Origin of the sequence: Cupriavidus sp. 30B13, from assembly GCF_049059565.2 — a bacterium.
GTDB lineage: Bacteria > Pseudomonadota > Gammaproteobacteria > Burkholderiales > Burkholderiaceae > Cupriavidus.
Genome location: NZ_CP188224.1, coordinates 1,703,165 through 1,729,527, shown reverse-complemented (window position 1 = coordinate 1,729,527; position 26,363 = coordinate 1,703,165). Strand labels below are relative to the sequence as shown.

General features: G+C 70.7%; 27 protein-coding genes and 1 pseudogene. 15 read left to right on the top strand and 13 right to left on the bottom strand.

Annotated features, from left to right (window positions below; genetic code table 11):
- Positions 1-15 precede the first annotated feature (15 nt).
- From ACKI2N_RS26800 to ACKI2N_RS26790, 3 genes are read left to right on the top strand one after another with little or no spacing between them, the layout of a single operon-like run.
- On the top strand, positions 16-1,281 hold the full coding sequence (locus ACKI2N_RS26800; RefSeq protein ID WP_420991849.1) for a CaiB/BaiF CoA transferase family protein: 1,266 nt from the start codon (positions 16-18) through the stop codon (positions 1,279-1,281).
- Positions 1,281-2,327, top strand: coding sequence for an NADPH:quinone oxidoreductase family protein (locus ACKI2N_RS26795; protein ID WP_420992068.1), 1,047 nt, complete (start codon positions 1,281-1,283; stop codon positions 2,325-2,327). Before ACKI2N_RS26800 ends, ACKI2N_RS26795 begins: the two co-directional genes overlap by 1 nt.
- A complete protein-coding gene (locus tag ACKI2N_RS26790) occupies positions 2,288-3,289 on the top strand; it encodes a tripartite tricarboxylate transporter substrate binding protein (RefSeq protein WP_420991848.1) in 1,002 nt (333 codons plus the stop codon). The genes ACKI2N_RS26795 and ACKI2N_RS26790 overlap by 40 nt, the downstream gene beginning before the upstream one ends.
- 89 nt (positions 3,290-3,378) lie before the next feature.
- On the opposite strand, the gene ACKI2N_RS26785 is transcribed toward ACKI2N_RS26790, so the two are convergent.
- From ACKI2N_RS26785 to ACKI2N_RS26765, 5 genes and pseudogenes are all read right to left on the bottom strand, one after another.
- Positions 3,379-4,968: an FMN-binding glutamate synthase family protein gene (locus ACKI2N_RS26785; RefSeq protein ID WP_420991847.1), complete on the bottom strand. Its 1,590-nt coding sequence runs from the start codon at positions 4,966-4,968 to the stop codon at positions 3,379-3,381.
- 212 nt (positions 4,969-5,180) lie between these two features.
- A complete protein-coding gene (locus ACKI2N_RS26780; RefSeq protein WP_420991846.1) occupies positions 5,181-5,642 on the bottom strand; it encodes an HU family DNA-binding protein in 462 nt (153 codons plus the stop codon).
- Between the two features lie 348 nt (positions 5,643-5,990).
- Positions 5,991-6,353, bottom strand: a pseudogene (locus ACKI2N_RS26775) (AMP-binding enzyme); the annotation flags it as partial.
- 341 nt (positions 6,354-6,694) lie between these two features.
- Complete coding sequence (locus tag ACKI2N_RS26770; protein ID WP_420991845.1) at positions 6,695-7,144, bottom strand: cyclase family protein; 450 nt, start codon at positions 7,142-7,144, stop codon at positions 6,695-6,697.
- Positions 7,141-7,383, bottom strand: coding sequence for a hypothetical protein (locus tag ACKI2N_RS26765; protein WP_420991844.1), 243 nt, complete (start codon positions 7,381-7,383; stop codon positions 7,141-7,143). Before ACKI2N_RS26765 ends, ACKI2N_RS26770 begins: the two co-directional genes overlap by 4 nt.
- 173 nt (positions 7,384-7,556) lie before the next feature.
- Between ACKI2N_RS26765 and ACKI2N_RS26760 the strand changes: the two genes are divergently transcribed.
- Genes ACKI2N_RS26760 through ACKI2N_RS26750 form a run of 3 tightly spaced genes read left to right on the top strand, consistent with a single transcriptional unit; the run spans position 7,557 to position 9,905 of the window.
- Positions 7,557-7,889: a PepSY domain-containing protein gene (locus tag ACKI2N_RS26760; protein WP_420991843.1), complete on the top strand. Its 333-nt coding sequence runs from the start codon at positions 7,557-7,559 to the stop codon at positions 7,887-7,889.
- 6 nt (positions 7,890-7,895) lie between these two features.
- Positions 7,896-8,573, top strand: a complete 678-nt coding sequence (locus ACKI2N_RS26755; RefSeq protein WP_420991842.1) for a response regulator transcription factor — start codon at positions 7,896-7,898, stop codon at positions 8,571-8,573.
- A gap of 3 nt (positions 8,574-8,576) precedes the next feature.
- Positions 8,577-9,905, top strand: a complete 1,329-nt coding sequence (locus ACKI2N_RS26750; protein WP_420991841.1) for a sensor histidine kinase — start codon at positions 8,577-8,579, stop codon at positions 9,903-9,905.
- 13 nt (positions 9,906-9,918) lie between these two features.
- Here the strand turns inward: ACKI2N_RS26750 and ACKI2N_RS26745 are convergent, their stop codons facing one another.
- Positions 9,919-10,938 (bottom strand): DUF1338 domain-containing protein, encoded by a 1,020-nt coding sequence (locus ACKI2N_RS26745; RefSeq protein WP_420991840.1) that lies wholly within the window; start codon positions 10,936-10,938, stop codon positions 9,919-9,921.
- Between the two features lie 133 nt (positions 10,939-11,071).
- On the opposite strand from ACKI2N_RS26745, the gene ACKI2N_RS26740 reads away from it, so the two are divergent.
- On the top strand, positions 11,072-11,971 hold the full coding sequence (locus tag ACKI2N_RS26740; protein WP_420991839.1) for a LysR substrate-binding domain-containing protein: 900 nt from the start codon (positions 11,072-11,074) through the stop codon (positions 11,969-11,971).
- A 25-nt stretch (positions 11,972-11,996) separates the two neighbouring features.
- Here ACKI2N_RS26740 and ACKI2N_RS26735 read toward each other — a convergent pair whose 3' ends face one another.
- Positions 11,997-12,494, bottom strand: coding sequence for a DUF962 domain-containing protein (locus ACKI2N_RS26735; protein WP_420991838.1), 498 nt, complete (start codon positions 12,492-12,494; stop codon positions 11,997-11,999).
- Positions 12,495-12,700: 206 nt separating this feature from the next.
- On the opposite strand from ACKI2N_RS26735, the gene ACKI2N_RS26730 reads away from it, so the two are divergent.
- Both ACKI2N_RS26730 and ACKI2N_RS26725 read left to right on the top strand, forming a co-directional pair.
- The gene (locus tag ACKI2N_RS26730; protein ID WP_420991837.1) at positions 12,701-13,411 is read left to right on the top strand and encodes a Crp/Fnr family transcriptional regulator; all 711 of its coding nucleotides are present in this window, start codon (positions 12,701-12,703) and stop codon (positions 13,409-13,411) included.
- Positions 13,412-13,464: 53 nt separating this feature from the next.
- On the top strand, positions 13,465-14,319 hold the full coding sequence (locus ACKI2N_RS26725; RefSeq protein ID WP_420991836.1) for an arylamine N-acetyltransferase family protein: 855 nt from the start codon (positions 13,465-13,467) through the stop codon (positions 14,317-14,319).
- 15 nt (positions 14,320-14,334) lie between these two features.
- On the opposite strand, the gene ACKI2N_RS26720 is transcribed toward ACKI2N_RS26725, so the two are convergent.
- Entirely contained in the window at positions 14,335-15,108 is a 774-nt protein-coding gene (locus ACKI2N_RS26720; RefSeq protein ID WP_420991834.1) for a TraB/GumN family protein, read from the bottom strand.
- A gap of 292 nt (positions 15,109-15,400) precedes the next feature.
- Between ACKI2N_RS26720 and ACKI2N_RS26715 the strand changes: the two genes are divergently transcribed.
- The 3 genes from ACKI2N_RS26715 to ACKI2N_RS26705 all read left to right on the top strand — a co-directional run bounded on the left by ACKI2N_RS26715 (position 15,401) and on the right by ACKI2N_RS26705 (position 18,945).
- Positions 15,401-16,165: an SDR family oxidoreductase gene (locus tag ACKI2N_RS26715; protein ID WP_420991833.1), complete on the top strand. Its 765-nt coding sequence runs from the start codon at positions 15,401-15,403 to the stop codon at positions 16,163-16,165.
- Between the two features lie 139 nt (positions 16,166-16,304).
- Complete coding sequence (locus tag ACKI2N_RS26710) at positions 16,305-18,053, top strand: class I adenylate-forming enzyme family protein (RefSeq protein ID WP_420991832.1); 1,749 nt, start codon at positions 16,305-16,307, stop codon at positions 18,051-18,053.
- Between the two features lie 55 nt (positions 18,054-18,108).
- On the top strand, positions 18,109-18,945 hold the full coding sequence (locus tag ACKI2N_RS26705; protein WP_420991831.1) for an acid phosphatase: 837 nt from the start codon (positions 18,109-18,111) through the stop codon (positions 18,943-18,945).
- Between the two features lie 20 nt (positions 18,946-18,965).
- On the opposite strand, the gene ACKI2N_RS26700 is transcribed toward ACKI2N_RS26705, so the two are convergent.
- From ACKI2N_RS26700 to ACKI2N_RS26685, 4 genes are all read right to left on the bottom strand, one after another.
- The gene (locus ACKI2N_RS26700; protein WP_420991830.1) at positions 18,966-19,724 is read right to left on the bottom strand and encodes an SDR family oxidoreductase; all 759 of its coding nucleotides are present in this window, start codon (positions 19,722-19,724) and stop codon (positions 18,966-18,968) included.
- Positions 19,725-19,842: 118 nt separating this feature from the next.
- Entirely contained in the window at positions 19,843-20,316 is a 474-nt protein-coding gene (locus ACKI2N_RS26695) for a CreA family protein (protein ID WP_420992067.1), read from the bottom strand.
- A gap of 25 nt (positions 20,317-20,341) precedes the next feature.
- Positions 20,342-20,827 (bottom strand): acyl-CoA thioesterase, encoded by a 486-nt coding sequence (locus ACKI2N_RS26690; protein ID WP_420991829.1) that lies wholly within the window; start codon positions 20,825-20,827, stop codon positions 20,342-20,344.
- A 197-nt stretch (positions 20,828-21,024) separates the two neighbouring features.
- On the bottom strand, positions 21,025-21,306 hold the full coding sequence (locus tag ACKI2N_RS26685; protein ID WP_020202816.1) for an HU family DNA-binding protein: 282 nt from the start codon (positions 21,304-21,306) through the stop codon (positions 21,025-21,027).
- Between the two features lie 675 nt (positions 21,307-21,981).
- Between ACKI2N_RS26685 and ACKI2N_RS26680 the strand changes: the two genes are divergently transcribed.
- The gene (locus ACKI2N_RS26680) at positions 21,982-23,184 is read left to right on the top strand and encodes an ammonium transporter (RefSeq protein WP_420991828.1); all 1,203 of its coding nucleotides are present in this window, start codon (positions 21,982-21,984) and stop codon (positions 23,182-23,184) included.
- A gap of 201 nt (positions 23,185-23,385) precedes the next feature.
- Positions 23,386-24,222: a mechanosensitive ion channel family protein gene (locus ACKI2N_RS26675; protein WP_420991827.1), complete on the top strand. Its 837-nt coding sequence runs from the start codon at positions 23,386-23,388 to the stop codon at positions 24,220-24,222.
- A gap of 16 nt (positions 24,223-24,238) precedes the next feature.
- Here ACKI2N_RS26675 and ACKI2N_RS26670 read toward each other — a convergent pair whose 3' ends face one another.
- The gene (locus ACKI2N_RS26670) at positions 24,239-25,459 is read right to left on the bottom strand and encodes a Bcr/CflA family multidrug efflux MFS transporter (protein WP_420991826.1); all 1,221 of its coding nucleotides are present in this window, start codon (positions 25,457-25,459) and stop codon (positions 24,239-24,241) included.
- Positions 25,460-25,775: 316 nt separating this feature from the next.
- On the opposite strand from ACKI2N_RS26670, the gene ACKI2N_RS26665 reads away from it, so the two are divergent.
- Positions 25,776-26,360: a hypothetical protein gene (locus tag ACKI2N_RS26665; protein ID WP_420991824.1), complete on the top strand. Its 585-nt coding sequence runs from the start codon at positions 25,776-25,778 to the stop codon at positions 26,358-26,360.
- Positions 26,361-26,363 lie beyond the last annotated feature (3 nt).

Genomic DNA, 26,363 nt, shown 5'->3' with positions numbered 1-26,363 from the left:
CCCTGTCCGAGACCGATGGCCCAGATCCAGCCACAGCCCCCGCACCCCGCTTCTCCGTCCGCCGCGCTTGCCGACCTGCCCTTCGCCGGCCTGCGCGTGCTCGACATCAGCCAGGGCATCGCCGGGCCCTATTGCGCGCATATCCTGTGGCAACAAGGTGCCGAGGTCGTCAAGGTCGATCCGCCCGCGGGCGACTGGGGCCGCCACGTGGGCGTGGTGCGCGGCGAGCACAGCGCGTTGTCGGTGGCGTATAACGGCGGCAAGCGCAGCGTCTGCATCGATGCGGCCAGCGACGCCGGCAAGGCCCTGCTGTTCGATCTCGCGCTGCAGGCCGACGTGGTAGTGCAGAACTTCCGGCCGCAGGTGGCCGGGCGCCTGGGCGTGGGCTACGCCGCGCTGGCCGCGCGCAACCCGGCGCTGGTCTATGTCTCCATCAGCGGCTACGGCGCCGACGGGCCCTATGCCGACCATCCCGCCTCGGATTCGGTCATGCAGGCCGACAGCGGGCTGATGTTCGCCAACCGCCTGGCCGACGGCACGCCGCGCCGCATCGGCATGCTGCTGGCCGACGCCGCCACCGGCCTCTACGCCGCGCAGGCCTGCGCGGCCGCGCTGTGCCGGCGCTTCCGCACGGCGGGCAGCGGCGCTCACGTGGAGCTGAGCCTGTTCGACGCCTGCTGCGCCTTGCAGGCCAACAATATCCTCGAATACGCGATCCAGGGCACGGCCGCCGCCGGCCCGGTCAGCGCGCCCAACGGCGTGTTCCCCACCCGCGACGGCAGCATCACGCTGCTGGCCCTGAACAACGCGCAGTTCGTCCGGCTGTGCCAGGCGCTTGGCCAGCCCGGCTGGGCGGCCGACCCGCGCTTTGCCGACAATGCCAGCCGCATGGCCCATGCCGGCTGGCTGCGCGACGCGGTCAGCGCGTGCCTGGCGCGCGAAAGCACGGCGCACTGGCTCGGCGTGTTCCAGGCGCACGACGTGCTCCACGCGCCGGTGCGCGATCACCGGCAGGTGCTGGACCACCCGCAGGCACAGCAGCAAGGCACCTTCCAGCAGATCGAGCAGCCGGGCCTCGGCACGCTGCCGTTCGCCGGCATTCCGGCCCGCGGCCTGCGCCGGCCGGCCGGCGCCGCGCCCCGCATCGGCGAGCACACCGAGGCCGTGCTGCGCGAATGGGGCATCTGCCAGGATCGTCTCGAGCGCTGGCTGGCCGCCGGCGTGGTGCGGCAGGCGGCGGGAGCGGCGGGAGCGGCGGGAGCGGCGGGAGCGGCGGCATGATGCGCGCCCTGCTGTGCGACCGCTTCGGTCCGCCCGAAGACGTGCGCGTGGCGGACATCCCCGCCCCCGCTGCCATCGACCCGCATGCGGTGGTGCTGGCCGTGGAATACGCCAGCGTCAGCCACGCCACCGGCCTGATGGTGGCCGGCCGCTACCAGACCAGGCCGCCGCTGCCGTTCGTGCCCGGCACCGAAGCGGTGGGCCGCGTGGTCGCCTGCGGCAGCGCCGTGACGCGCCTGCGCCCCGGCGACCGCGTGGTGGCCATCGCCGACTGGGGCTGTTTCGCCGAGCAGGTCTGCCTGCCCGAATACACGGTCTACCCCATACCGGATGCGGTCGACGCCCTGCAGGCGCTGCCGGTCCCGCTGTCCTACGGCACCGCCTACTGCGGCCTGGTGTGGCGCTGCGCGCTGCAGCCCGGCGAGACCGTGCTGGTGCTCGGCGCCGGCGCCGGCGTCGGCCTGGCGGCGGTGGAGATCGCCCGCGAACTGGGCGCGCAGGTGATCGCCTGCGCCAGCACCGAGGCCAAGCGCGCGGAGGCGCTGCGGCGCGGCGCGGCGCATGCGCTGGCCCCCGAGGACCTGGCCGCCGCCGTCAAGCGCGTGACCGGCGGGCGCGGCGCCGACGTGGTGGTGGACCCGGTGGGCGGCGACCTGTTCGACCAGTCGCTGCGCGCGGCCGCGGCCAACGCCCGGCTGCTCAGCGTGGGCTTTGCCAGCGGGCGCATCCCGCAAGCACCGCTGAACCTGCTGCTGGTCAAGAACCTGACGCTGCATGGCTTCTTCGTCGGCCGCTACATCGGCTGGACGCCGGCCAACGAGCGCGCGCAGCACGCGCCCGCGCTGCAGGCCGTGATGCAGACGCTGCTGGCGTGGGCCAGCGCGGGAAAGATTCGGCCGACCGTGTCGAAGGTGTACCCGATGACCGGGCTGGCCGGGGCGCTGCACGCGCTCGAAGCCCGCCAGGTGGTCGGCAAAGTCGCGATAAAAATCCAGGAGACAGAACCATGCACCACTACGCCGGCCGCAGGGCCGCAATCCAGCTAGCGCTGTTCGCCGCCGCCGTCGTCGCCACCGGCCTCGGCGCGGCGCCCGCGCACGCTGCCGACGACTATCCGCAGCGCCCGATCCGCCTGGTGCTGCCTTATCCGCCCGGCGGCCCCACCGACCTGCTGGCGCGCGTGGTGGCCGTGCGCATGGGCGACACGCTGGGCCAGACCGTGGTGGTCGACAACAAGCCCGGCGCCAGCGGCATGATCGGCGCCGAAGGCGTGGCCAAGGCCGCGGCCGACGGCTATACGCTGCTCGCCAACGCCTCGCTGCACGTGATCAACCCGAGCATCTACCCCAAGATGCGCTACGACGCGTTCCGCGATTTCGTGCCCATCACGCAACTGGCGGACGTGCCGCTGGTGCTGGTGGTCAACAACGATTCGCCGGTCAGGACGGTGCGCGACCTGATCGCCCTGGCCAAGGCGCGCAACGGCAGCCTCAACTTCGGCTCGGCCGGCAATGCCTCGGCCCAGCAGCTTGCCGGGGAATCGTTCAAGATCGCCGCCAACGTGTCGATGCAGCACGTGCCCTACAAAGGCAGCTCGCCCGCGCTGACCGACCTGATGGGCGGGCAGATCCAGCTCATGTTCGACTCGATGCCCTCGGCCATGCCGTTCATCAAGGCCGGCAAGCTGCGCGCGGTGGCCGTGACCACGCTCAGGCGCGCCCGCGCGCTGCCGGACGTGCCGACCGTGGCGGAGTCCGGCCTGCCCGGCTTCGACATCAGCACCTGGTACGGCCTGTGGGCGCCGCGCGGCACGCCGGGCCCGGTGGTGGAAAAGCTGGCGGCCAATGCCGCGCAGGCCCTGCGCCAGGCGGACGTGCAGCGGCAGTACGCCGAGATGGGCGCCGAGCCGGTGGGATCGTCGCCGGCGGAATTCGCCCGCTATACGCTGGCCGAGGGCAACAAATGGGCCGAGATCGTGCGCAAGTCGGGGGCCAAGGCGGACCAGTAAGCCGGCGCCGCGGGCCGGCGCGGACGGACGGCGCGCCACGTGAATGCCGCGTGAATGTCGCGTGAATGCCGCCGGCCCGCGTCAGCGCCTTACAGCGCGAAGCTGTCCGAGCGCGCCAGCGGCCAGTACTTCTCGTAGAGCTGGTAGCGGAAGTTGCCGTTGAGCAGGTCGCCCGGCGCGAGGAACTTGAGCAGCTCCGACATCAGCCGCACTTCGTTGGGCGAGATGCGGCGCACGATATGGTGCGGCTCGAGGTCGCCCGGATGCTGCAGGCCCGCGGCCTGCAGCAGTTCCTGCAGCGCATGCAGGGTCTGGCGGTGGAAGTTGGCCACGCGCTGGGCCTTGTCCGGCACCACGATGGCGCGCTGGCGCACCGGGTCCTGGGTGGCCACGCCGACCGGGCAGCGGTCGGTATGGCATTTCTGCGCCTGCACGCAGCCCAGCGCGAACATGAAGCCGCGCGCGGAGTTGCACCAGTCGGCGCCGGTGGCGAGCGTGCGGGCCACGTCGAAGGCGGTGATGATCTTGCCGCTGGCGCCGATGCGGATCTTGTCGCGCAGGTTCGCGCCGACCAGCGTGTTGTGGACCAGCAGCAAGCCCTCCTGCAGCGGCACGCCGATGTGATCGACGAATTCCAGCGGCGCCGCGCCGGTGCCGCCTTCGGCGCCGTCCACCACGATGAAGTCCGGCAGGATGCCCGATTCCAGCATGGCCTTGACGATGCCGAAGAATTCCCACGGATGGCCGATGCACAGCTTGAAGCCGGTGGGCTTGCCGCCGGACAGGCTGCGCAGGCGCTCGACGAACTGCAGCAGGCCCAGCGGCGTGGAGAACTCGCTGTGGGTGGCCGGCGAGATGCAGTCCTCGCCCATGCCGATGCCGCGCGTGGCGGCGATCTCCGGGGTCACCTTGGCGGCCGGCAGCACGCCGCCGTGGCCGGGCTTGGCGCCTTGCGAGAGCTTGACCTCGATCATCTTGACCTGCGGCGAGCGGGCCTGCTCGGCGAACTTGTCGGGGTCGAAGCCGCCGTCGGCGCGGCGGCAGCCGAAGTAGCCCGAGGCGACTTCCCAGATCAGGTCGCCGCCTTCGGCGCGGTGATAGGGCGAGATCGAGCCTTCGCCGGTGTCATGGATGAAGCCGCCGATCCTGGCGCCGCGGTTGAGCGAGCGGATCGCGTTGCCGGACAGCGCGCCGAAGCTCATGGCCGACACGTTGAACACCGACAGCGAATAGGGCTGGGCACGGCCTTCGCCCACGGTGACGCGGAAGTCGGCCGAGGCGATGCGGGTGGGCGCGAGCGAGTGGCTGATCCATTCGTGGCCGGCCACGCGCACGTCGATCTCGGTGCCGAACGGCCGGCTGTCCACTTCGTTCTTGGCGCGCTGGTAGACCAGGCTGCGCTGCTGGCGCGAGAACGGCATCTCGTGCGTGTCGTCCTCGATGAAGTACTGGCGGATTTCCGGGCGGATGAATTCGAAGAAGAAGCGCAGGTGGCCCCAGATCGGGTAGTTGCGCAGGATGGAGTGGCGCGACTGGCCGATATCGTGCAAGCCGACCAGCAGCAGGGCAACCGGCGCGGCCAGCCAGGCCGGCGAGATGCGGTGGACGGCGGCAAGGGCGGCGAGCGCGAGCAGCGCCAGCGCGGACAGCCACACCGCGCCGTAACGACGAGAAAACATGAAGGCTCCTAGGTGCCGGCCCCGGGCCGGCGGCCCCGCGATTATCGCCGTTCCGCGTGAAACCGGCAGGGCAGCGCCGCTGCCGCTGCCGGGCGCGCCGTCACGATGCGCACCGGCATGCGCGGGCGCCGAATGCAAAAAAGGAGCCGGCGAGCGGCTCCTTTTCTTCAAGCTGGGCTCAGGCTTGCGCGCAAGCCCGGAACAGTCGCCGGTCAGGCGGCGGCTGCGTCCTTCAGCTTCTTCAGCGGGCGTACCTTGACCTTGACGCTGGCGGGCTTGGCCGGGAACCAACGCTCTTCACCGGAGAACGGGTCCTTGCCGAAGCGCTTCTTCTTGGCCGGCACTTGCTGCGCCGTGACCTTCATCAGGCCGGGCAGCGTGAACTCGCCGGCGCCCTTCTTGTGCAGCGCGCTGACGATGGTGTTTTCCAGATGGGCCAGCACCGTCTTCACGGCCTTGGCGTCCAGCTGGGTCTGAGCTACCAGGTGAGCGACCAGGCTCGACTTGTTGAAGGTGTCCTTCAGCGGCTTCGGGGTTACCGCAGCAGCGGGAGCAGCCTTCTTGGCCGGCGCGGCCTTCTTGGCGGCAGCCTTTACGGGTGCTTTGGTTGCCGGTGCCTTCTTGGCAGCGGTCTTGGTTGCAGTCTTCGCGGTCGGGTTCGCTTTGGTCGCCATATCGATGAATATGAGTTGAACAGAATGATGTCGCACGGGATGTGGCACCCGATGCCGCACCGGTTCTTGACCGGCCGGCTGTCGGCGCGCGACACCGACTGAATCATAGCGGAAACAAACGCACGTCAAGGGGTTTTCGTGCATGCGGATGCAAAAAGCGGGGTTTTCCCCGGGTTTTTCCGGGTTTTTTCCTCTCGTGGTGCGCCGTTGTGTCGCGTGGAAGCAGCAGCGCGCACTGCTTTGGCCCCTGAAAACAAGGGGTAAACACGAAAACGGGGAACGGCCGGTGAACGCGAAGCGCGCCCGCGCGCGGCGCCGGCAGCGGAAAAACCGGCGCGCGCGGCGCCCCTATCCGCGCAGCGCGCGGCGCAGGATCTTGCCGGTCACGGTCTTCGGCAGCTCGTCGACGATCTCCACCACGCGCGGGTATTTGTACGCCGCCATGCGCTCCTTGCACCAGGCCAGCGGCGCCTGCGGCATGGCGCTGGCGCCCGGCTTCAGGCTCACCACCGCCTTGACGGTCTCGCCGCGGTAGGCGTCGGGCACGCCGACCACGGCCGCCTCGCGCACCGCCGGGTGCGTGTAGAGGACCTCCTCCACCTCGCGCGGCCAGACCTTGTAGCCGGCGGCGACGATCATGTCCTTCTTGCGGTCGACCAGGTAGAACCAGCCATGCGCATCCATGAAGCCGACGTCGCCGGTATGGAAATAGCCGCCCGCCATTCTGCAGGTACAGCGCCACGCGCTCGCCGCGGGCGCAGCCGCGCGCCGACAGCGCCACCGCCAGCGCGTCGGATATCTGGTCCAGCTCGGCATAGTCGAGCGTGGCGTCGAAATAGTGGATGGCCGCGCCGGCGGGCGCGCGGCGCACGGCGTCGCGGAAGATCGACAGCACATCGGCGTACTGCGGCGCGATGGTGTGCGGCTGGCCGGCGTCGTGGCTGGAGAGCCACGGTCTGGCTTCGTAGGTCGTCATGGGGCACCTCGGCGGGGATGCGGATCGAATGCGGCAATGCCGGCCGGCGCGCGGACCGCGCCGGCCGGCCCCGGACCTACTTGATCGCCACCGGGTTGACCGGCGCGCCGCTGCCGTTGACCACCTTGAGCGGAGCCGCCGTGTAGAGAAAGGTCCATTGTCCGTCCGCGGCGCAGTCGTCGGCGAGCGGGTCGAGCTGAGCGATCTCGGTCAGCGTCACGCCGAGGTTGCGCATCAGCGCATTGTGCAGCGGCAGGACCACGCCCGACTCCGGGTCCACCGTGACCTCGTTGGCGATGGTGTCGGTGACAAGGTTGGGGATCTCCATGTGATGGAACCACTCGACCAGCGCCGGGCTGTAGGTCAGGCCCGGCTCGACGAAATCGCGGTAGAACTCGGCCGGGCCGCGCTGGTAGAACGAGCCGGTCCAGCCGGTGCGGATCACCAGGATGTCGTGCTTCTCGATGCGCACGCCCTGCATCCCGGCCGCGGCCATCAGGTCTTCGTGGGTGAACGTGCACATCATGCGTCGAGCCCGAACGCCAGCACCGGCCCGAGCACCAGCGTGCCGAGCGCGATCATCAGCAGCCCGCCGTCCAGGTGCTTCCATTCATGCAGCACCGCGCGCGCATCGGCCTGCGCCCAGAACGGCGCCAGCACCGCGAGCAGCACCGCCGCGACCGCGCCGGCGAGCAGCAGCGCGCCGCGCGCGGCGCCGGGACGGCGGCGGGAAGGACTATCATTGGCGGCACGAACAGCTTGCATGGACTGGCTCCCGGGAGGCGGTAACGATGGAAGGCGCCCATTGTGGCGAGCGCTCCCTGAACCGCGCCTGAGCACCGCGTTCAGCCTCCGTTCAGGCAAGACCACGCACACTGCGCCCGATGAAACCAGGCCCCCCCGCCCGCCGCACGCCCCGCCCTTCCCCGCCGTCGCGCATGCCGCGCGCGCTGCCGCCGCTGCTGGCGGCGGCGGCGCTGCTGCTCGGCGCCGCGCCGCCCGCGCATGCCGACAGCGACGCCGACCGCGCGCGCGCCGCGGTGCAGTCGGGCGAGATCCTGCCCCTCACGCGCATCCTGGAGACGGTCGCGGCGCAATACGCCGGCGACGTGATCGGCGTCAAGCTCGACCGCGACGACGGCCTCTGGCAGTACGAGGTCAAGCTGCTGCTGCCCACCGGCGCCGTCGCCAAGCTCGAATACGACGCCCGCACCGCGGCCCTGCTCAAGGCCAAGGGGCGCGACCTCGACCAGGCCCGCAAAAAACCCTGAATCCGCATGCGCATCCTTCTGGTGGAAGACGAAGCCACGCTCGCCGCCCAGGTCCACGCCAGCCTGGCCGACGCCGGCTACGCGGTCGACACGGCCGCCGACGGCATCGACGGCTGCCACCTCGGCGCCACCGAGCCGTACGACGCGGTGGTGCTCGACCTCGGCCTGCCCGGGCTGGACGGCCTGTCGGTGCTGCGCCGCTGGCGCGCCGCGCAGGTCAACGTGCCGGTGCTGATCCTGACCGCGCGCGACAGCTGGACCGACAAGGTCGAAGGCATCGACGCCGGCGCCGACGACTACCTCGCCAAGCCCTTTCGCATGGAAGAGCTGCTGGCCCGCATCCGCGCGCTGATCCGCCGCGCCCACGGCATGCCGGCGCCGGAGCTGGCCTGCGGCCCGCTGCGGCTGAACCCGCGCACCGGCGTGGCCACGGTGGACGGCGCGGCCGTGGTGCTGACCGCGCATGAGTTCAAGGTGCTGGACTACCTGATGCACCACCCGGGCGCCATCGTCAGCAAGGCCACCCTGACCGGGCATATCTACGCGCAGGATTTCGACCGCGACAGCAATACCATCGAGGTCTTCGTCGGCCGCCTGCGGCGCAAGCTCGGCGTGGACGTGATCGAGACGGTGCGCGGCCAGGGCTACCGGCTGCGCCCGCCGCCCGCGCCCGGGACGCGCTGAGCCATGCGCCAGTCCCTCGCGCTGCGCCTGCTCGCGGTGGCGGCCATCTGGCTGGCCGCCGCGCTCGGCGGCACCGGCTGGCTGCTGTCCACGCTGTTCGCCCGCCACGTCAGCCAGACCTACGTGCGCCAGCTCGACAACCAGCTCGCCAGCCTGGCCGCCGCGCTGGACTGGGGCGCCGACGGCAAGCTGGCGCTGACGCGCGCGCCGGCCGACCCGCGCTACGAGCTGCCCTATTCCGGCGCCTACTGGCAGGCGCAGGGCGGCGGCAACACGCTGCGCTCGCGCTCGCTGTGGGACGCGGACATGCCGGCCACGGTCGACAGCAAGGTGGCCGGCAGCCACGCCGAGGTGCGTCCCGGGCCCAACGGCCAGTCGCTGCTGGTGGTGTCGCGGCCGATCGTGCTGGCTTCGGCCGATACGCCGGTGACGCTCTCGGTGGCGCTGGACCGCACCGAGCTGCGCGCCGCGCGCCAGGCGTTCAACCGGCTGCTGGCATGGTCGCTCACCGCGCTGGGCGCCGGGCTGCTGCTGGCGGTGGCCGCGCAGGTGAAGTTCGGCCTGGCGCCGCTGGCGCGCCTGCGCCAGGCGCTGTCGGCCATGCAGGCACGCCGCGAAAGCCGCCTGGGCGGCACGTGGCCGTCGGAGGTGGTGCCGCTGGTCAACGAAATCAACAGCCTGCTGGCGCGCAATGCCGATGCGCTGGAGCGCTCGCGCCGGCAGGCCGCCGATCTGGCCCACGCGGTCAAGACGCCGCTGGCCGTCCTCGCCAACGAGGCCGCGCGCCTGCCCGGCGACGCGGCCCGCGCCGCCGCCGCGCAGGTGGAGGCCATGCGCCGCCAAGTGGACCGGCACCTGGCGCGCGCGCGCGCGGCCGGCGCGGCCAGCGCGCGCGGCGCGCGCATCGAGGCCGGCCCGGCCGCGGCCGAGCTGGCGCGCGCGCTGGCGCGGCTGCATGCCGGGCGCGCGATCGCCATCGAGGTAGCGGGGGAAGGACACTTTGCCGGCGACCGCCAGGACCTGACCGAGATCCTCGGCAACCTGCTCGACAATGCCTGCCAGTGGGCCGCCGCGCGCGTGCGCGTGACGCTGGCCGAACGAGGGGAAATGCTGGAAGTGCGCGTGGAAGACGATGGCCCCGGCATGCCGGAGGCGGCGCGCGCGCTGGCCACGGCCCGCTTCGGGCGGCTCGACGAAGCCGCCGCGGGCAGCGGCCTGGGGCTGGCCATCGTCAGCGAGATGGCCGCGCTCTACGGCGGCGGCCTGGAGCTGGGCCGCGGCGAGCTGGGCGGCCTGCTGGCCCGCCTGACGCTGCCGGCGGGCCAGCCCTGAACGCGCAGGCGCCTCAGCAGGCCGCGGTCATCTTGAAGATGCCCTGCGCGTTGCCGGCGTCGAAGGACAGGTCCAGCGTGCCGGCGGCGCCCTCGGCGGCAGGCACGAAGTCGCGCGTGATGAACTCGTAGAACGAGCCCGGCACGGTGCGCCTGACGATGGCGCCGTCCGCGCCGACGAAGCCGCGCTCGACCGGGTCGGCCTTGAACGCGGTCTGCAGCACGCGGCCCGAGCGCGAGACTTCCACCGTGTCCTTGATCGGGCGGCCCAGGCCGCGCTGGGCGTCGGCCACGGCGCGCACGTCGGCCACGCGGTCGGTGGCGTGGTTGAAGGCGTTGCCCTCGGTGGCGATCCAGGCCATCTCGGCCGATTCCTCGAGCAGCAGCTCGTAGTCGGCCAGCGCCGGCTCGGCATGGTGGCGCTCGAAGCAGGCGGCCAGCTGCGGCACCAGGCGCGCGGCGTCGGCCATCGGCAGGCTGGCGTCGCGCTCGAGCACGGCAAGCTGCACCACGGCGTCCTCGCCCAGCGGATCGGCGGAAGCGGACACCACGCGCGACACGGCGGCCTGGAAGCCGGCGCTGAAGCGCTCCGGGTGCAGCTCGCTCAGGAAGTACTGGGCGATGTCGTCGGGCAGGTCGGCGTGCGCGTAGGAGCGGCCGGTCATGCCGATGCGCTCGAGCGGATAGGTGCCGTTGAGGCGGTAGCCCAGCGGGCCCAGGATGCGGGTGAAGGCGATCTCGCCGCCGGGCAGGCTGCCGCAGTCCCACTTCACGGTGCGCAGCGCGCCGTGGTCGAACACCACCTGGCCGCCGGCCCGGATCACGTCGCGGGTATAGGCCATGCCGGTGGGCACGCGCTCCAGGATGCCGGCGAACAGCACCATGTTGAGGGCCTGCGCCACTTCGGCGCGGCTGGCCGTGTCGCTGCCGGCGGTCAGCAACTCGGGAGAAACATTCATCAATTGCAGCAACTCGGTTGCCTGTGCTTCGCCGCAGATGGTCTCGAGAAGGCGTTGCAGATTCGGCTTGGTCATGGTCGATACGCTGGAAATCGTTTGTTTTCGGGGGATGGAGAGAGTCTGGAGCCTCCCGGCGGCCTTATTGTGAGACCGCGCCGGACTTCGTACAATTGATAACTTCGCATCAACTTCCTTCCCAAAACGCACTATGCGCAAAGGCATACCCAGCCTCACCGCGCTGCAGATGTTCGAGGCCGCCGCGCGGCTGGGCAGCTTCACCCGCGCCGCCGACGAGCTGGCGGTGACCGAAAGCGCCGTCTGCCGGCAGATCGCCGGGCTGGAGGCGCGCCTGGGCGTGCCGCTGTTCCACCGCATCCGCAAGCGCATCGCGCTGACGCCGGCCGGCGGCACCTATGCCGAGGAAGTGCGCGAGCGGCTCGACCAGATCGAGCAGGTCACGCTGGACGTGATGGCGCAGCGCCCGCGCGGGCGCGCCATCGAGCTGGCCATCGGCCCCACCTTCGCCAGCCAGTGGCTGATTCCGCGCCTGCCGCAGCTGGCGCAGGCCCTGCCGGACCTGACGCTGCACTTGTCGTCGCGCACCGAGGCGTTCGAGCTCAGCGACACCGCCTTCGACGCGGCGATCTACTACGGCGAGGGATTGTGGCCGGGCACCGAGGGCGAGCGCATCCTGCAGGAAGGCCCCTCGGTGCCGGTGTGCAGTCCGTCATTGCTGGGGCGGCGCAAGCGGCTGGACCTGGCGCAACTGCTCGAGCTGCCGCTGCTCCACCTGGCCACGCGCCTGCGCGCCTGGGACGACTGGCTGGCGGCGGCCGGCACGGCGCTGCCGGCGCAGGCCATGCGCGGCCCGCGCTACGATCTCTACACCATGCTGGCGCAGGCCGCCGCTGCCGGCGTGGGCGTGGCGCTGATCCCGCGCATCCTGATCGCCGAGGAACTGGCGCAGGGACGGCTGGTGGTGCCGCTGGCCGCGCTGCCGGCGGAAGCCGAAAGCCGCAAGGCCTATTATTTCGCGCACCGGCGCGGGCTGGCACCCGACGACAAGGTGCTGCAGCTGCGCGGCTGGCTGCTGGCGCAGGCCCGGTAGGCGCGCGGCCCGGCGCGCGGCCGGCTCAGTGCGCGTGGGCGCTGACGGCCTCGCGCGTGTCGCGCGCCAGGCCGATGGCGAAGGCGGTTTCGGCCACCAGGAACAGCGGTCCCACCACCAGGCCGGACAGGTCGTCGACGAAGGCCGGCTTGCGGCCTTCGTAATAGTGGCCGATGAACTGGATCGCCCAGCCCGCCACGAACAGCCCGATGCCCCAGGCCAGCCAGGCGCCGGTGGACAGCGCCGCCAGCATGCCGCCGAGGTAGACGAAGCCCGCCAGGATCAGCGTCATCGCCACCCCGAAGCCGGCCGACAGGCGCAGGTAGAACAGGCACGACAGCGCGTACAGCACCATCGCCGGAGTCAGGTAGGCCGCGCCGTCGCCGAGCGGCATGGCCGGGCGCGCGAGCAGCGTGGTCACGGCCAGGACGATCATCGGAATGCCGATAAAATGCGTGAACACATTGCGCGGATCGCGGTGGTAGGCCGCGTAGTTCGCGAGGTGCTCGATCAGTGTTTTCAAGCGGGTCTCCTGCCGTCTCGGGGGTACCGCCGCGCGCCTTGCGGCTTGTGGCGCGGCCGGTTGTGGCGGTATCGTAATGGGCGGCACGAAGCCGGTCTGTCCGGTTTTTGACAGTCCCGCGGCGCCTGCGGGCGGGAACGCACCAGGCGGGCTGGCGGACAAGCGGGCAAGCGGGCAGAGAGGCGCGACGACGGGAGGAGACCAGGATGGGCGCAACGCAACGCACGCAGCCGGCGCAGGCGCCCGATCCGCTGCCGGTGCTGCGCGCGGGCAACTGGTTCGCGGGGCTGCCGCCGGCCATGCAGGACGCGCTGCTGCGCGACGCCGTGCCGCGCCGGCTGGCCGCCGGCCAGTTGCTGTTCGCGCGCGGCGATGCCTTCGACGGCATCTTCGCCGTGCTCGCCGGCACGCTGCAGATCGACGCCCACAGCGCGGCCGGCAAGGCCGCCCTGCTCGGCCTGCTGGCGCCGGGCGCGTGGTTCGGCGAGATCTGCCTGTTCGACGGCCTGGCGCGCACCCACGATGCGCACGCCACCAGCGCGGCCACCGTGCTGCACCTGCAGCGCGACAAGCTGTACGCCATGCTGGCGCAGCATCCCCAATGGTGGCGCGAATTCGGCAAGCTGCTGGCGGCCAAGACGCGCGAGGCCTTTCATTACGTGGAGGAAACCCAGGTGCTGCCGCCGCTGGCGCGCACCGCGCGCCGGCTGGTGGCGGTGGCGCAGGCCTATGGCGACCTGCCCGGCAGGGAGCGCCGCTCCGTGCACATCCCGCAGGAGCAGCTCGGCCAGATGCTCGGGCTGTCGCGCCAGACCGTCAACCACGCGCTGCGCGAACTGGAAGCGCGCGGGCTGCTGCGCCTGCATTACGCCGATATCGAACTGCTCGACGTGCCGGCGCTGCTGGCGCTGTCCTGACCCCGCATGCCCACTTGCCCCCTATGTCCCACCTGCCCCATATGAACGCGCCCATGACCAGGCTGGACCACGCCCGCCTGCAGGCCTATCTCGACCGCATCGGCCACGCGCGGCCGCCGGCGCCGGACCGCGCCGCGCTGGACAGCCTGATCGCCGCGCACCTGGCGTGGATCCCGTTCGAGAACATCGACGTGCTGCTGCAGCGCCCCGTGCGCATCGGCATCGACGCGGTGTTCGACAAGCTGGTGGCGCGGCGCCGCGGCGGCTATTGCTTCGAGCACAACACCTTGCTGGCCGCCGCGCTGCGCGCGCTCGGCTACGGCGTCACGCCGCTGGCCGCGCGCGTGCGCTGGCACGTGCCGGACGGCGTGCCGACCATGCAGTCGCACATGCTGCTGCGCGTGGAAGCCGCGCATCTGAGCCATATCGTCGACGTGGGCTTCGGCGGCCCCACGCCCTATCGCGCGCTGCCGTTGCCGCCGGCCGCCGAGGCCGACGCGGCGTTCCCCTACCGGCTGACGCCGGCCGAGGCCGGCGACGGCGCCTTCCACCTGTACGACATGGAAGTGCGCGGCGCCGACGGCTGGCTGCGCCTCTACCGCTTCGACCTGTCGCCGCAGCAGGAGATCGACTACGAGGCGCGCAACTGGTACACCGCGACCCATCCGGACAGCTTCTTCCGCAAGGGACTCGCCGTGGCCCGCTCGCAGGGCGACGCGCGGCTGACGCTGCTGAACGGCGATTTCAGCGTGCGCGCGGCCGACGGCGGCCTGCAGCGCGAGCGGCTGGACACGCCCGGCGCCGTGCTCGCGCTGCTTGCCGGGCGCTTCGGCCTTGCGCTGGAGCCCGCCGATGCGCAGGCGCTGGAGGCGGTGCTGCCCGCGCTGCTGGAGAGCGGGCGCGCCTGAGCGCCGCCGCGCGTCTCACGCCGCGGCCGGCTGCGCGTCGAATCCCGCCTGCGCGAGCAGCGCCGGCAGCCCGGTCTCGCCGACCAGGTGCAGCGCGCCGACCACCACCAGGGCCGGCGTGCGGGCGGCAATCAGCGCCAGGATCTTCGGCATCCACAGCCGGTTGCGCGCATCCACCAGCGCCGCCAGCGTGGCCGGCCACTGCGCGCGCCGCTGCGCCAGCAGCGCCGCGAACGGCGCGGCCTGCCCCTGGCGCCACCAGCGCACCATGTCGGCGGGCTCGGCGGCGGCCGCCTGCGGCTGCGCGGCGAAGAACGACAGCATGTCGACCTGTTCGTGCAGCGGCACCCCCTGCAGCAGGCGCAGCGCGTCGCTGGCGTCTTCGAGCGCCTCGGCGGGCAGCCCGTCGGCCTGCGCGCGCGTCCACAGGTAGCGGTCCACGCCGTGCTGCGCCACGATGCCCTGCCGCGCCGCCAGCGCGAACTGCAGGTGCAGCGCCGCGAACACCGGACGCAGGCGCTCCAGCTCGGCGGCGCGCAGGCCGAAGTCCTGCCACAGCGCCCGCACCTGCCCGAGCACGGCGGGCGCGAGATGCCGGCCAAGGCCGTCCCCTTCCGGGAAATAGGCCGCGCCGCCATCGGGCACGCGGTCCAGCGCCACCTCGAAGACCACGCGCGCCGCCGCGCGGTAAGCCTGCTCGGCCGCCGGCGCCAGCGCCGCGAGCGGCGCATCGAGTACGTGGATGGCGCCCAGCAGCGCGACGCCGGTGTTCCTGATCTGCCAAAGCATGCAGCGTATCTCCCCCAGTGCGGCCGGTCCCGCCGCCGCGCCGGACAGCATACCGCCTCCCACTGTGCAGAACACAGCCATGCACCGCGTGAATTGCCGGCAGAAAAAACACTGATAAGCCGGGGCCGCCGCCGATTTCCGGGTGGACTGAGCCATGCCGCCCAACCATAATCTACCGGGCGGTAACATTGTGCCGCGCCGCCGGCGCTCCGGCGGCGCGGCCTGCATCCGATCACGCTTTCACAAAACATCCGGTCCCGCGCGGCGAGGACCCGGAAACCAGGAGACACGCATGTCATTGTTCGACCTGACCGGCAAGGTTGCCATCGTCACCGGCTCTTCGCGCGGCATCGGCCGCGCCATTGCGGAACAGATGGCGGTACAGGGCGCCCGAGTGGTGATTTCCTCGCGCAAGGCCGAAGCCTGCCAGGAAGTCGTCGACGCCATCAATGGCAAGCACGGCGCGGGCACCGCCATCGCCGTGCCCGCCAACATCTCCTCCAAGGAAGACCTGCAGCACCTGGTGGACGAGACCAACCGCGCCTTCGGCAAGATCGACGTGCTGGTCTGCAACGCCGCCTCCAATCCCTACTACGGGCCGATGAGCGGCGTCACCGACGAACAGTTCCGCAAGGTGCTGGACAACAACGTCATCTCCAACCACTGGCTGATCCAGATGGTCGCGCCGCAGATGATCGGGCGCCGCGACGGCTCCATCATCATCGTGTCGTCCATCGGCGGGCTGCGCGGCTCGCCCACCATCGGCGTGTACAACGTGTCGAAGGCGGCCGACTTCCAGCTCGCGCGCAACCTCGCGGTGGAGTTCGGCCCGCACAACGTGCGCGTGAACTGCATCGCGCCGGGGCTGATCAAGACCGATTTCGCGCGCGCGCTGTGGGAAGACCCGGAGCGCTACAAGCAATCGACGCAAGGCGCCCCGCTGCGCCGCATCGGCGAGCCGGTGGAGATCGCCGGCGCGGCGGTGTTCCTGGCCTCGGCGGCCAGCACCTTCATGACCGGCCAGGCGATGGTGGTGGACGGCGGCGTGACGATCTGAGCCGCGCGGGAACGCCCGTTCCCGCCCTTGCTGTCGCTCACGCTGTTCCTTCCGCGGCCCCGCTGCCGGCGGCGGCGCCTGCCCTGGCGCCCGCGCGCCGGCGCAGGCCGGGTTCCGCCATGCAGTCAGGGAGACACCGATGTCGAACCAACCGCAAGCGGCCACGTCGTGGCCGGCCATCAGCCTGGCCGAGGCGCATGCCCGCCTCACCGCGCCCGGCGCGCCCTTCGAGACCGAGACGCGCGTCATCCGCGGCATTCCCACCACCGTCTTCAAGAACGCGCCGCCCACGCTGCGCGAACTGTTCCTGCAGGCCCGCGCGCTGGGCGGCAAGACCTTCGTCGTCTACGAGGACGAACGGGTCTCGTACGACGCCTTCGGCCGCGCCGCGCTGACGGTTGCCCACGCGCTGATCCGCGACGGCGTGCGCAAGGGCGACCGCGTGGCGCTGGCCATGCGCAACCTGCCCGAGTGGCCGGCCATCTTCTACGGCGCCTTGCTGGCCGGCGCCATCGTCACGCCGCTCAATGCGTGGTGGACCGGCGCCGAGCTCGAATACGGCCTGGCCGATTCGGGCAGCCGGATCGCCTTCGTCGACGACGAGCGCCTGGGCCGCATCCTCGAACACCTGCCCGGCTGCCCGGCGCTGGAGAAGATCTACGTCAGCCGCGCCGCCGGCGCGGCGCACGGCGACGCGCGCATCGCCGCCCTGGAAAGCCTGCTCGGCACGCCGCACCGGTGGCACGCGCTGCCCGCGCTGCCGGTGCCGGACATCGCCATCGAGCCCGACGACGACGCCACCATCTTCTACACCTCGGGCACCACCGGCAAACCCAAGGGCGCGCTCGGCACGCACCGCAATTCGGCCACGGTGGCGGTGGCCGGCCTGTTCAGCCCGATGCGCAACTACCTGCGCCGCGGCGAGGCCATTCCCGCGCCCGATCCGCAGGCGCCGCAGAAAGGCATGCTGCTGGCGGTGCCGTTCTTCCACGTCACCGGCTGCATGGCGGCGCTCAACGGCGCGCTGGCCAACGGCAGCAAGATCGTGCTGATGCGCCGCTGGGAACCGGTGCGCGCCATGGAGCTGATCGAGCGCGAGCGCTGCACGGCCGCCGGCGGCGTGCCGACCATCGCGTGGCAGATCATCGAGCACCCCGAGCGCGCGCGCTTCGACCTGTCATCGCTGGAGAACATGAACTACGGCGGCGCGCCCGCCTCGGCCGAGCTGGTCCGCCGCATCACCGAGGTGTTCCCGCGATCCGCGCCGGGCATCGGCTGGGGCATGACAGAAACCTCGGCCACCTTCACCAGCCACAGCGGCGAGGAATACGTGGCGCGCCCGGAAAGCGGCGGCCCCGCCCTGCCCGTCGGCGAGATGAAGATCGTGGACGGGCGCGGGCGCACGCTGCCCGCGGGCGAGGCCGGCGAACTGATGGTGCGCGGCGCCAACGTGGTGCGCGGCTACTGGAACAAGCCCGAAGCCACCGCGCAGACCTTCGTCGACGGCTGGCTCAAGACCGGCGACATCGCGCGGCTGGACGAGGAAGGCTTCCTCTACGTCGTGGACCGCATGAAGGACATGCTGATCCGCGGCGGCGAGAACATCTACTGCATCGAGGTGGAAAGCGCCCTCTATGACCATCCGGCGGTGATGGACGCCGCGCTGGTAGGCATCGCCCACCGCACGCTGGGCGAGGAGCCGGCCGCGGTGGTGGCGCTCAAGCCCGGCGCGCAGGTCGGCGAGGCCGAGCTCCAGGCCTTCGTGGGCGAGCGGCTGGCCGCGTTCAAGGTGCCGGTGCGGATCGTGTTCTGCCCGGAGATGCTGCCGCGCAATGCCAATGGCAAGATCCTGAAGTCGACGCTGCGCAAGATGTTCGACGCGGCCTGACGCCGCTTGCGCGCACGGAAGCAATCGAAGGACAGAAGCCAAGCGAAGGAATCCCATGCAGATCAAACGCACACATGCCCTGCCCGCCATCGCGGCGACCGTGGCGGCCGCCGCGATGGCCGCCGGCTGCGCCGTCCGGACACAGGACGGCAGCGCCGCCGCGGTGCCGGAAATCCGCCCCGGCGTGCTGGCCGGCTACCTGCCGGCCGGCGAGCGCCCCGACAGCCTGCGCCTGGTGCCCCCGCCGCCGGCGCCGGGCTCCGCCGCGCAGGCGCAGGACGACGAGATCGCGCGCGCGAACCTGCCCTTGCGCGGCTCCGCGCGCTGGCGCCAGGCCACCGCCGATGCCAACCTGAAATTCCCGCAGGCGGCGCAGATCTTCGCCTGCGCGCTCGACGCGCCGGTGTCGCAGGAGCAGACGCCGCGGCTCTACCTGCTGCTGCGCCGCACGCTGGCCGATGCCGGGCTGTCGACCTACGGCGTCAAGAACAAATACGCGCGGCCCCGCCCGTTCATGGTCAACCACGCGCCGACCTGCACGCCGGAAGACGAACCCAAGCTGGCCAAGGATGGCTCCTACCCGTCCGGGCACAATGCCGTGGGCTGGGCGTGGGCGCTGATCCTGGCGGAGACTTCGCCGCAGCAGTCCGATGCGATCCTCGCGCGCGGCCTGGCCTACGGCCAGAGCCGCCTGGTCTGCAACGTGCACTGGCAGAGCGACGCCATGCAGGGCCGCATCATGGGCGCGGCGGCGGTGGCGCGGCTGCATGCCGACCCCGCGTTCCGCGCCGACCTCGCCGCCGCCAAGGCCGAGCTGGCCGAGGCGCGCGCCAGGGGCCTGCGGCCCGCCGGCGACTGCGCCGCCGAGCGCGCGGCGCTGACGGCGCCATAGCGGCCGGCGCCGCGCATTGGTCAGCCGCGCCCGACGAAGGGCATCTTGGTGGCCATCACGGTCATGAACTGCACGTTGGCGTCGAGCGGCAAGTTGGCCATGTGGACCACGGAGCTGGCCACGTGGGCCACGTCCATCAGCGGCTCCGGCGCGATCTCGCCGTTGGCCTGCGGCACGCCGCGCGCCATGCGCGAGGCCATGTCGGTGGCGGCGTTGCCGATGTCGATCTGGCCGCAGGCGATGTCGTGGGCGCGGCCATCGAGCGAAAGGCTCTTGGTCAGGCCGGTGATGGCGTGCTTGGTGGCCGTGTACGGCACGGTGTTCGGCCGCGGCGCATGCGCCGAGATCGAACCGTTGTTGATGATGCGGCCGCCGCGCGGGCTCTGCGACTTCATCAGCGCGAACGCCGCGCGCGAGCACAGGAAGACGCCGGTGAGGTTGGTGTTGACCACCGCCAGCCACTGCTCGACCGACAATTCGTCGATCGGCACCGCCGGCGCGTTGATGCCGGCATTGTTGAACAGCACGTCGAGCCGGCCGAACTCCTTGCGGACTGCCTCGAACAGACGCTCCACGGAGGCGGGGTCGCCCACGTCGCACTGCACGGCCAGCGCCACGTGGCCGTCCGCGCGCGCCTGCGCGGCCAGCGCCTCGAGCGGCTCTGCCGTGCGGCCGGCGAACACCACGCGGTAGCCCGCTGCCAGCAGCGCCTGCGCCACCGCCTTGCCGATGCCGCGGGCCGCGCCCGTCACCAGTGCTACCTTGCCTTGCTGAGTCATCTTGTCTTCTCCGGATATGTGGATGGAATGATCGCGAGCCGGCCATGCGCGCCTGGCTCGACGGGTAGGAATGCCTGGGGAACGCGGGCGATGGGTGCCCGCGACGTCCGCCGCGCCGTTACTTGACGGGAATCGGCATGTCCGCGGCCACCGGCACCGCGGTCACGCTGTTCTGCGGGCTGCCTGACACGATGCGGTCGGAATACGTCAGGTAGACCAGCGTGTTGCGCTTGCGGTCGACCGTGCGCACCACGTGCAGCGCCTTGAACAGGATCGACATGCGCTCGGAGAACACATTGTCCTGCTGGCGCAGCGGCTCCTTGAACGAGATCGGCCCCACCTGGCGGCACGCGATCGAGGCTTCGGGCGGGTCCTCCGCCATGCCCAGCGATCCCTTGATGCCGCCGGTGCGCGCGCGCGAGACATAGCAGGTCACGCCCGCGACCACGGGATCGTCGTAGGCTTCGATCACCACCTTGTCGGAGCCGGTCACGCGGAAATTCGTGCTGACGCTGCCGATTTCCTCGGCCTGCGCCGGCAGCGCCGGTGCCAGCAGCGCCAGCATGGCGAGGACCCGCGCGCTGTTCTTCATGGTCTGCATGGCCGCGTCCGCCATCTCAGGATGCCTTGCCGGTGATCTCGTCATGCCGCTTTTCCATTTCCTGGCGCAGCTGGCGGCGCGCCTGCGCGGCGGCGAAGCGCTGGCGCTCCACCTCGTCGCGCGGCTGCAGCGGCGGCACTTCGGCCGGGCTGCCGTTGTCGTCCACCGCCACCATGGTGAAGTAGCAGCTGTTGGTATGGCGCACGAGCTTGCTGCGGATGTTCTCCGTCACCACCTTGATGCCGATCTCCATCGAGCTGCGGCCGGTGAAATTGACCGCCGCCAGGAAGGTCACCAGTTCGCCCACGTGGATGGGCTGGCGGAACACCACCTGGTCGACCGACAGCGTCACCACGTAGCGCCCCGCGTAGCGGCTGGCGCAGGCGTAGGCCACCATGTCGAGGTACTTGAGGATGGTGCCGCCGTGCACGTTGCCGGAGAAGTTGGCCATGTCCGGTGTCATCAACACGGTCATGGAAAGCTGGTGGGACAGGTCGTTCATGATGAAAATCCGGATTCTGGGGGCCGCCGGGCGGGTCCGCGCGGGCCCGCGCCGATGACCGGCAGTGTAACCCGGAACGGCGCCGCCGCCGCGCCCGCGCGGGCGCGCACGGGCCGGTGCGGGCGCCCTGGCGGGCAATAAAAAAGCGGCCTTCGAGGCCGCCTTCTCATTTCAAATGCGCTGCAGACGCGGACTGCTTACTTCTTCTTGTTCACAGCGTCCTTGAAGCCTTGGCCGGCGGAAAACTTCACCGTCTTGGCGGCCGGAATCTTGATGGTTTCGCCGGTGCGCGGGTTGCGGCCGGTGCGCGCTGCGCGCTTGCCCGAGCCGAAGCTGCCGAAACCCACCAGCGTCACCGAATCCCCCTTGGCAACCGCCTTCTTAATGTTGTCCAGAGCGGCATTCAGCGCGCGCTCTGCTGCAGCATTGCTCAGTTCCGCGTCAGCGGCGATGGCAGATACCAGTTCACCTTTATTCATGGCTGATTTCCCTTGTTGGTCGTCGTCATCGGAGTGTCTGCCACGCGGCAAATTACCGATCGGCGCAGTCTAATCCGCGCTTTGCGCATTGGGCAATCCCCAGTGGCACCAATGCAACGAAAAAAGCCGCAAATCCTTGAGTCAAGCGCCTTTGCGGGGAATTTACACTCCTTTTTCGCGCTTTCAAATACGGTCACTGAGAGTAGTCGAATTCGAACGCGCGTCCGTGCGCCGGGGTCGCCCGCCGGCCGGATCCGGGGCCGGGATGCCGGCCCTTGTTGCGGCCCCGAAGCTGCCTCGAAGCGGCCCGGAAGCGCCGCCGGCGCCATCGTGGCAAAGGCCGCGCCGCGCATGCCGGCCGGCGCCGGCGCATGCACCGATGCGGCGAAGAGAATCATTTTGGTGCAGGCCGCCGCTGCGTCGATGCCCCAAATCGATGCGCCGCATCATTTTGGCGCAGGTCCGGCAATCGCCATTCCACCGTCCTCGCGAGGCGCAAGGCGTCATTCTGCCCGTTCGCCGCCCACAATTCCAGCGCCCGCTTCCCGGCGCCGGGCCGCCACCGGCCACAAACCAGTGCAGAAACCACCAAGACAGTGCAGGTCCGCACCTTTCCGGCTCATCTCTGGAACGGTTATTGCGTACGGGTGCTCCCATTTTGAGCACGAGGAATGTATGGACAATTGGAAGAGCGGCACCGATGCCCTGTTCATCCTGTTAGGGGCGATCATGGTGCTCGCCATGCATGCGGGCTTTGCGTTTCTTGAACTCGGCACCGTACGCAAGAAAAACCAGGTCAATGCGCTGGTCAAGATTTTGGTGGATTTCGCCATATCCACGATTGCCTATTTCTTTATCGGCTATACGGTGGCTTATGGCGTGGAGTTCCTCGCCAGCGCCCAGACGCTGGCGCAACGCAGCGGTTATGAGCTGGTGAAGTTCTTCTTCCTGGCAACATTTGCCGCGGCCATCCCGGCGATTATCTCGGGCGGCATTGCCGAGCGTTCCCGTTTCAACCCGCAACTGGTGGCGACCTTCGTGCTGGTCGGCCTGGTCTATCCCTTCTTCGAAGGCATTGCGTGGAACAACCGCTTCGGCGTGCAGGACTGGATCGCCTCGGTGGCGGGCGCGCCTTTCCATGACTTCGCCGGCTCGGTGGTGGTCCATGCCATGGGCGGCTGGATCGCGCTGCCGGCCATCCTGCTGCTGGGCGCGCGCCGCGGCCGCTACCAGAAAGATGGCCGCATCAGCGCGCATCCGCCCTCCAACATCCCGTTCCTGGCGCTGGGCGCCTGGGTGCTGGCGGTGGGCTGGTTCGGCTTCAACGTCATGAGCGCGCAGACCGTCGACAAGATCAGCGGGCTGGTGGCCATCAACTCCCTGATGGCGATGGCCGGCGGCACGCTGGCGGCGTGGGCGGCCGGCCGCAACGATCCCGGCTTTGCCTACAACGGACCGCTGGCCGGGCTGGTGGCGGTGTGCGCGGGCTCGGACCTGATGCATCCGCTGGGCGCGCTGATCACCGGCGGCATTGCCGGCGTGCTGTTCGTCTATCTGTTTACGCTAGCCCAGAACAAATGGCACATCGACGACGTGCTGGGCGTGTGGCCGCTGCACGGGCTGTGCGGCGCGTGGGGCGGCATTGCCGCGGGCATCTTCGGCGCCCGCGCGCTGGGCGGCATCGGCGGCGTCTCTCTGGGCGCGCAGCTGATCGGCACCTTGCTGGGCATCGTCATCGCGCTGGTCGGCGGCACCGTGGTCTACGGCACGCTGAAGAAACTGGTCGGCATCCGCCTCGATGCCGAATCCGAATACAACGGCGCGGACCTCTCGCTGCACCGCATCTCGGCCACGCCCGAGCGCGAAACCAGCTGGTAAGCCCGCGGATCGCGGCCCCGCTCCGCCATGCGGGCGGGGCCGCGGCGGACACCAAGTCCCACAATTCCGTGCTTGAACTTCCGCTCGCGGCGACGCAATAATGCGTTGCCGCGCCCGCGCTGCGCCGTTCGGCGCGCCCCGGGCATCGCCGCATGACGTTGGTTGTTCGTGAACCTGCAAGAGCCAGCAAGGGAGAACGCGATGGATGCCACCACGCTGCAGAAGTTCGAGGATGTCGTCGTCGCCTATGCGACGGAATTCGGGGTCAAGATACTTGCCGCCCTTGCCTTCTGGGTGATCGGCCGCTGGCTGATCCATGTGGTGGTGCGCATGGTGCAGGGCTCGCTGGCCAGGCAGAAGGTCGATCCCACGCTGCTGCGCTACGTCGGCTCGATCGTCACGGTCACGCTGAACATCGTGCTGGTGATCGGCATCCTCGGCTATTTCGGCATCCAGACCACCACCTTCGCCGCGCTGATCGCCGCGGCCGGCATTGCCATCGGCATGGCGTGGTCGGGCCTGATGGCCAACTTCGCCGCGGGCGCCTTCCTGGTGGTGCTGCGGCCGTTCAAGGTGGGCGATTTCGTGACCGTGGCAGGCGTGACCGGCACCGTCAGGGAGATCGGCCTGTTCGCCACCACGCTGGACACGCCCGACAACGTGCTGACCGTGGTCGGCAACAACAAGATCTTCTCCGACACCATCCAGAACTTCAGCGCCAACGCCTACCGGCGCGTCGAGCTCAAGACGCAGCTGGCCGGCGTCACCGATGCGGCCGCGGCCATCGCGCTGCTCAAGGAACGCATCGCCGCGCTGCCGAATGTCCTGGCCGAGCCCGCGCCGGACGTCGAAATCCTGGAGTTCACGCTGGTGGGCCCGGTGCTGGCCGTGCGCCCGTACTGCCATAACGACCATTACTGGCAGGTGTATTTCGACACCAACCGCATCATGCGCGAGAGCTTTGGCGAGGCCGGCTATGCCGCGCCGATGCCGGCCCAGCTGGTGGTCCTGCAGCAAAGCGGCGCCGCCGCGGGCTGACCCCGCGCGGCCCGGCTCATGCCGGGCGCTGCGCCTGCATGCCGGCGTGGCCGAGCATGCGCATGCCCACCGCGCCGATCCCGCATGCCGCCATGACCACCGCGAGCGGCAGCGCGCTGCCATCGCGCCACAGGCTGACCGCGGCGCCGGCCAGCGTGCCGAGCGAAAACTGCAGCGTGCCCATCAGGGCCGAGGCGGTGCCGGCCCGGTGGCCCTGCCGGGCCATCGCCAGCGCCGAGGCATTGGGCAGGATGCAGCCCAGGCCGCCGATGAAGACGAAGAAACCCGCCAGCAGCACCGGCAGCGGCGCCATGCCCGCCAGCGCCGCCGCGGCCAGCATCACGCCGGCCGCGCATGGCGCCACCAGCGCGCCGCGCAGCACGTGGTCGAGCGAGCGGTTGCGCACCAGGCGCGCGTTGAGCTGCGACATGGCGATCAGGCCCAGCGCATTGGTGCCGAACACGAAGCCGTAGTGGGAGGGCGCGATGCCATGCAGCTCGATCAGCACGAACGGCGAACCCGCGATATAGGCGAACATGCCCGCCTGGGCGCAGCCGGCCGACAGCGAATAGCCGACGAAACCGCGGTCGCGCAACAGTTCGCCGTAGTTGGAGAGCACGTGCCCGAGGCGCAGCGGCATGGCGCTGGCGTGGTCGAGCGATTCTTCCATGTAGCGGTGGACCACCAGCAGGATCAGCAGGCTGGCGCCGCACAGCAGCCAGAAGATGGCGCGCCAGCCGAACGCGCCCAGCACCGCGCCGCCGATGACGGGCGCCAGGATCGGCGCCAGGCCCATGACCAGCATCAGCGAGGAAAACGCGCGCGCGGACTCGTGCGCCTCGAGCCGGTCGCGGATGACCGCGCGCGCCATCACCATGCCCGCGCAACCGCCCAGCGCCTGCAGGAAGCGCCACAGCATCAGCGCCTCCACGTTCCGCGCGAGCGCGCAGCCGGCCGCCGCCGCCGCGTATGCCAGCAGGCCGACGTACAGCGGCGGCTTGCGCCCGAAGCGGTCGCTGATCGGGCCATAGAACGCCTGCCCCGCCGCGAGCCCCACCAGGAACGTGCCCAGCGTCAGCTGCACGCGCCCGATATCCACGCCGAGATCGCCCGCCAGCGCCGGAAAACTGGGCAGGTACATGTCGATGGACAACGGCCCCAGCGCGGTCAGCGAAGCGCATACCAGCAGCCAGAGGGGAAAGCGCGCGGCCTGGGGCGCGCGGGTGGGACGGGTCATCGGAACATCCTGAGGAACAAGCGGACACGCCGCGGGCGGCGCGCGAAGGGGCAGCGGCAAGACGAAAGGCGTAATTGTTGCATAGCGTAACAAGGCGCGCACCCGCGGCGGCATGCGCGGACGATGCCGGCGCGCGCGACAGCGCGAGGACCCGAGGCATGCCGCTTCGCGGCGTGGATCGGGGGGCCTGGCTTTCAACCGCGGCAAGGCCAAGGGTACAATGCCACCCTGTCGGCCGCCCGGGGCGGACGGCCACGCAGCCCGACGCACCGCGGAAGCCTGCCCACCGGCATGGTTTCCGGCAACGTTTTCCTGCATGAGAACAAGATACGCTCTGCTTCCCGTCCTACTGACCCTGGCCGCCGGCGCGGCCGGTTTGCCGTGGGCGCGGCACGCGCACGCGGCACCGGCCCCGGCACCCGCCAAGGCCGCTGCCTCCGCCCCGGCAGCGCCCCCCGACGAAGCCGACGCGCTGGCACAGATGCTCAAGGGTGCGGCCACCGGCCAGAACACCGGCGCGGCCGGCGTGCCCGAACTGCTGCGCAACACCGCGCGGCCGGACAATATCCTCGCGCGCGCCTGCCGCCAGCTCAACGACGCGCTGCCCATCGAGATCGACGGCGAGACGCGGCTGCGGCGCTGCCAGGCCGTGCCCGGCAAGCACGTGCTGTTCCAGCTCGAACTCACCAAGTACCGCGGCCCGATGCTGGACCTGGCCAGCTTCGAACTCAGCTACGCCGCGCCCCTGCAGCGCAATATCTGCGCCAACCGCGACGTGGAAATCCTGACCAAGCTGGGCGTGAGCATGATGTTCCGCTACATGACACGCAACGAGCGCGGCGAGCGCCGCGTGGGCGATGTCTACATCAACGCGCCGATCTGCACCTCAGCACTGCGCTAGCCT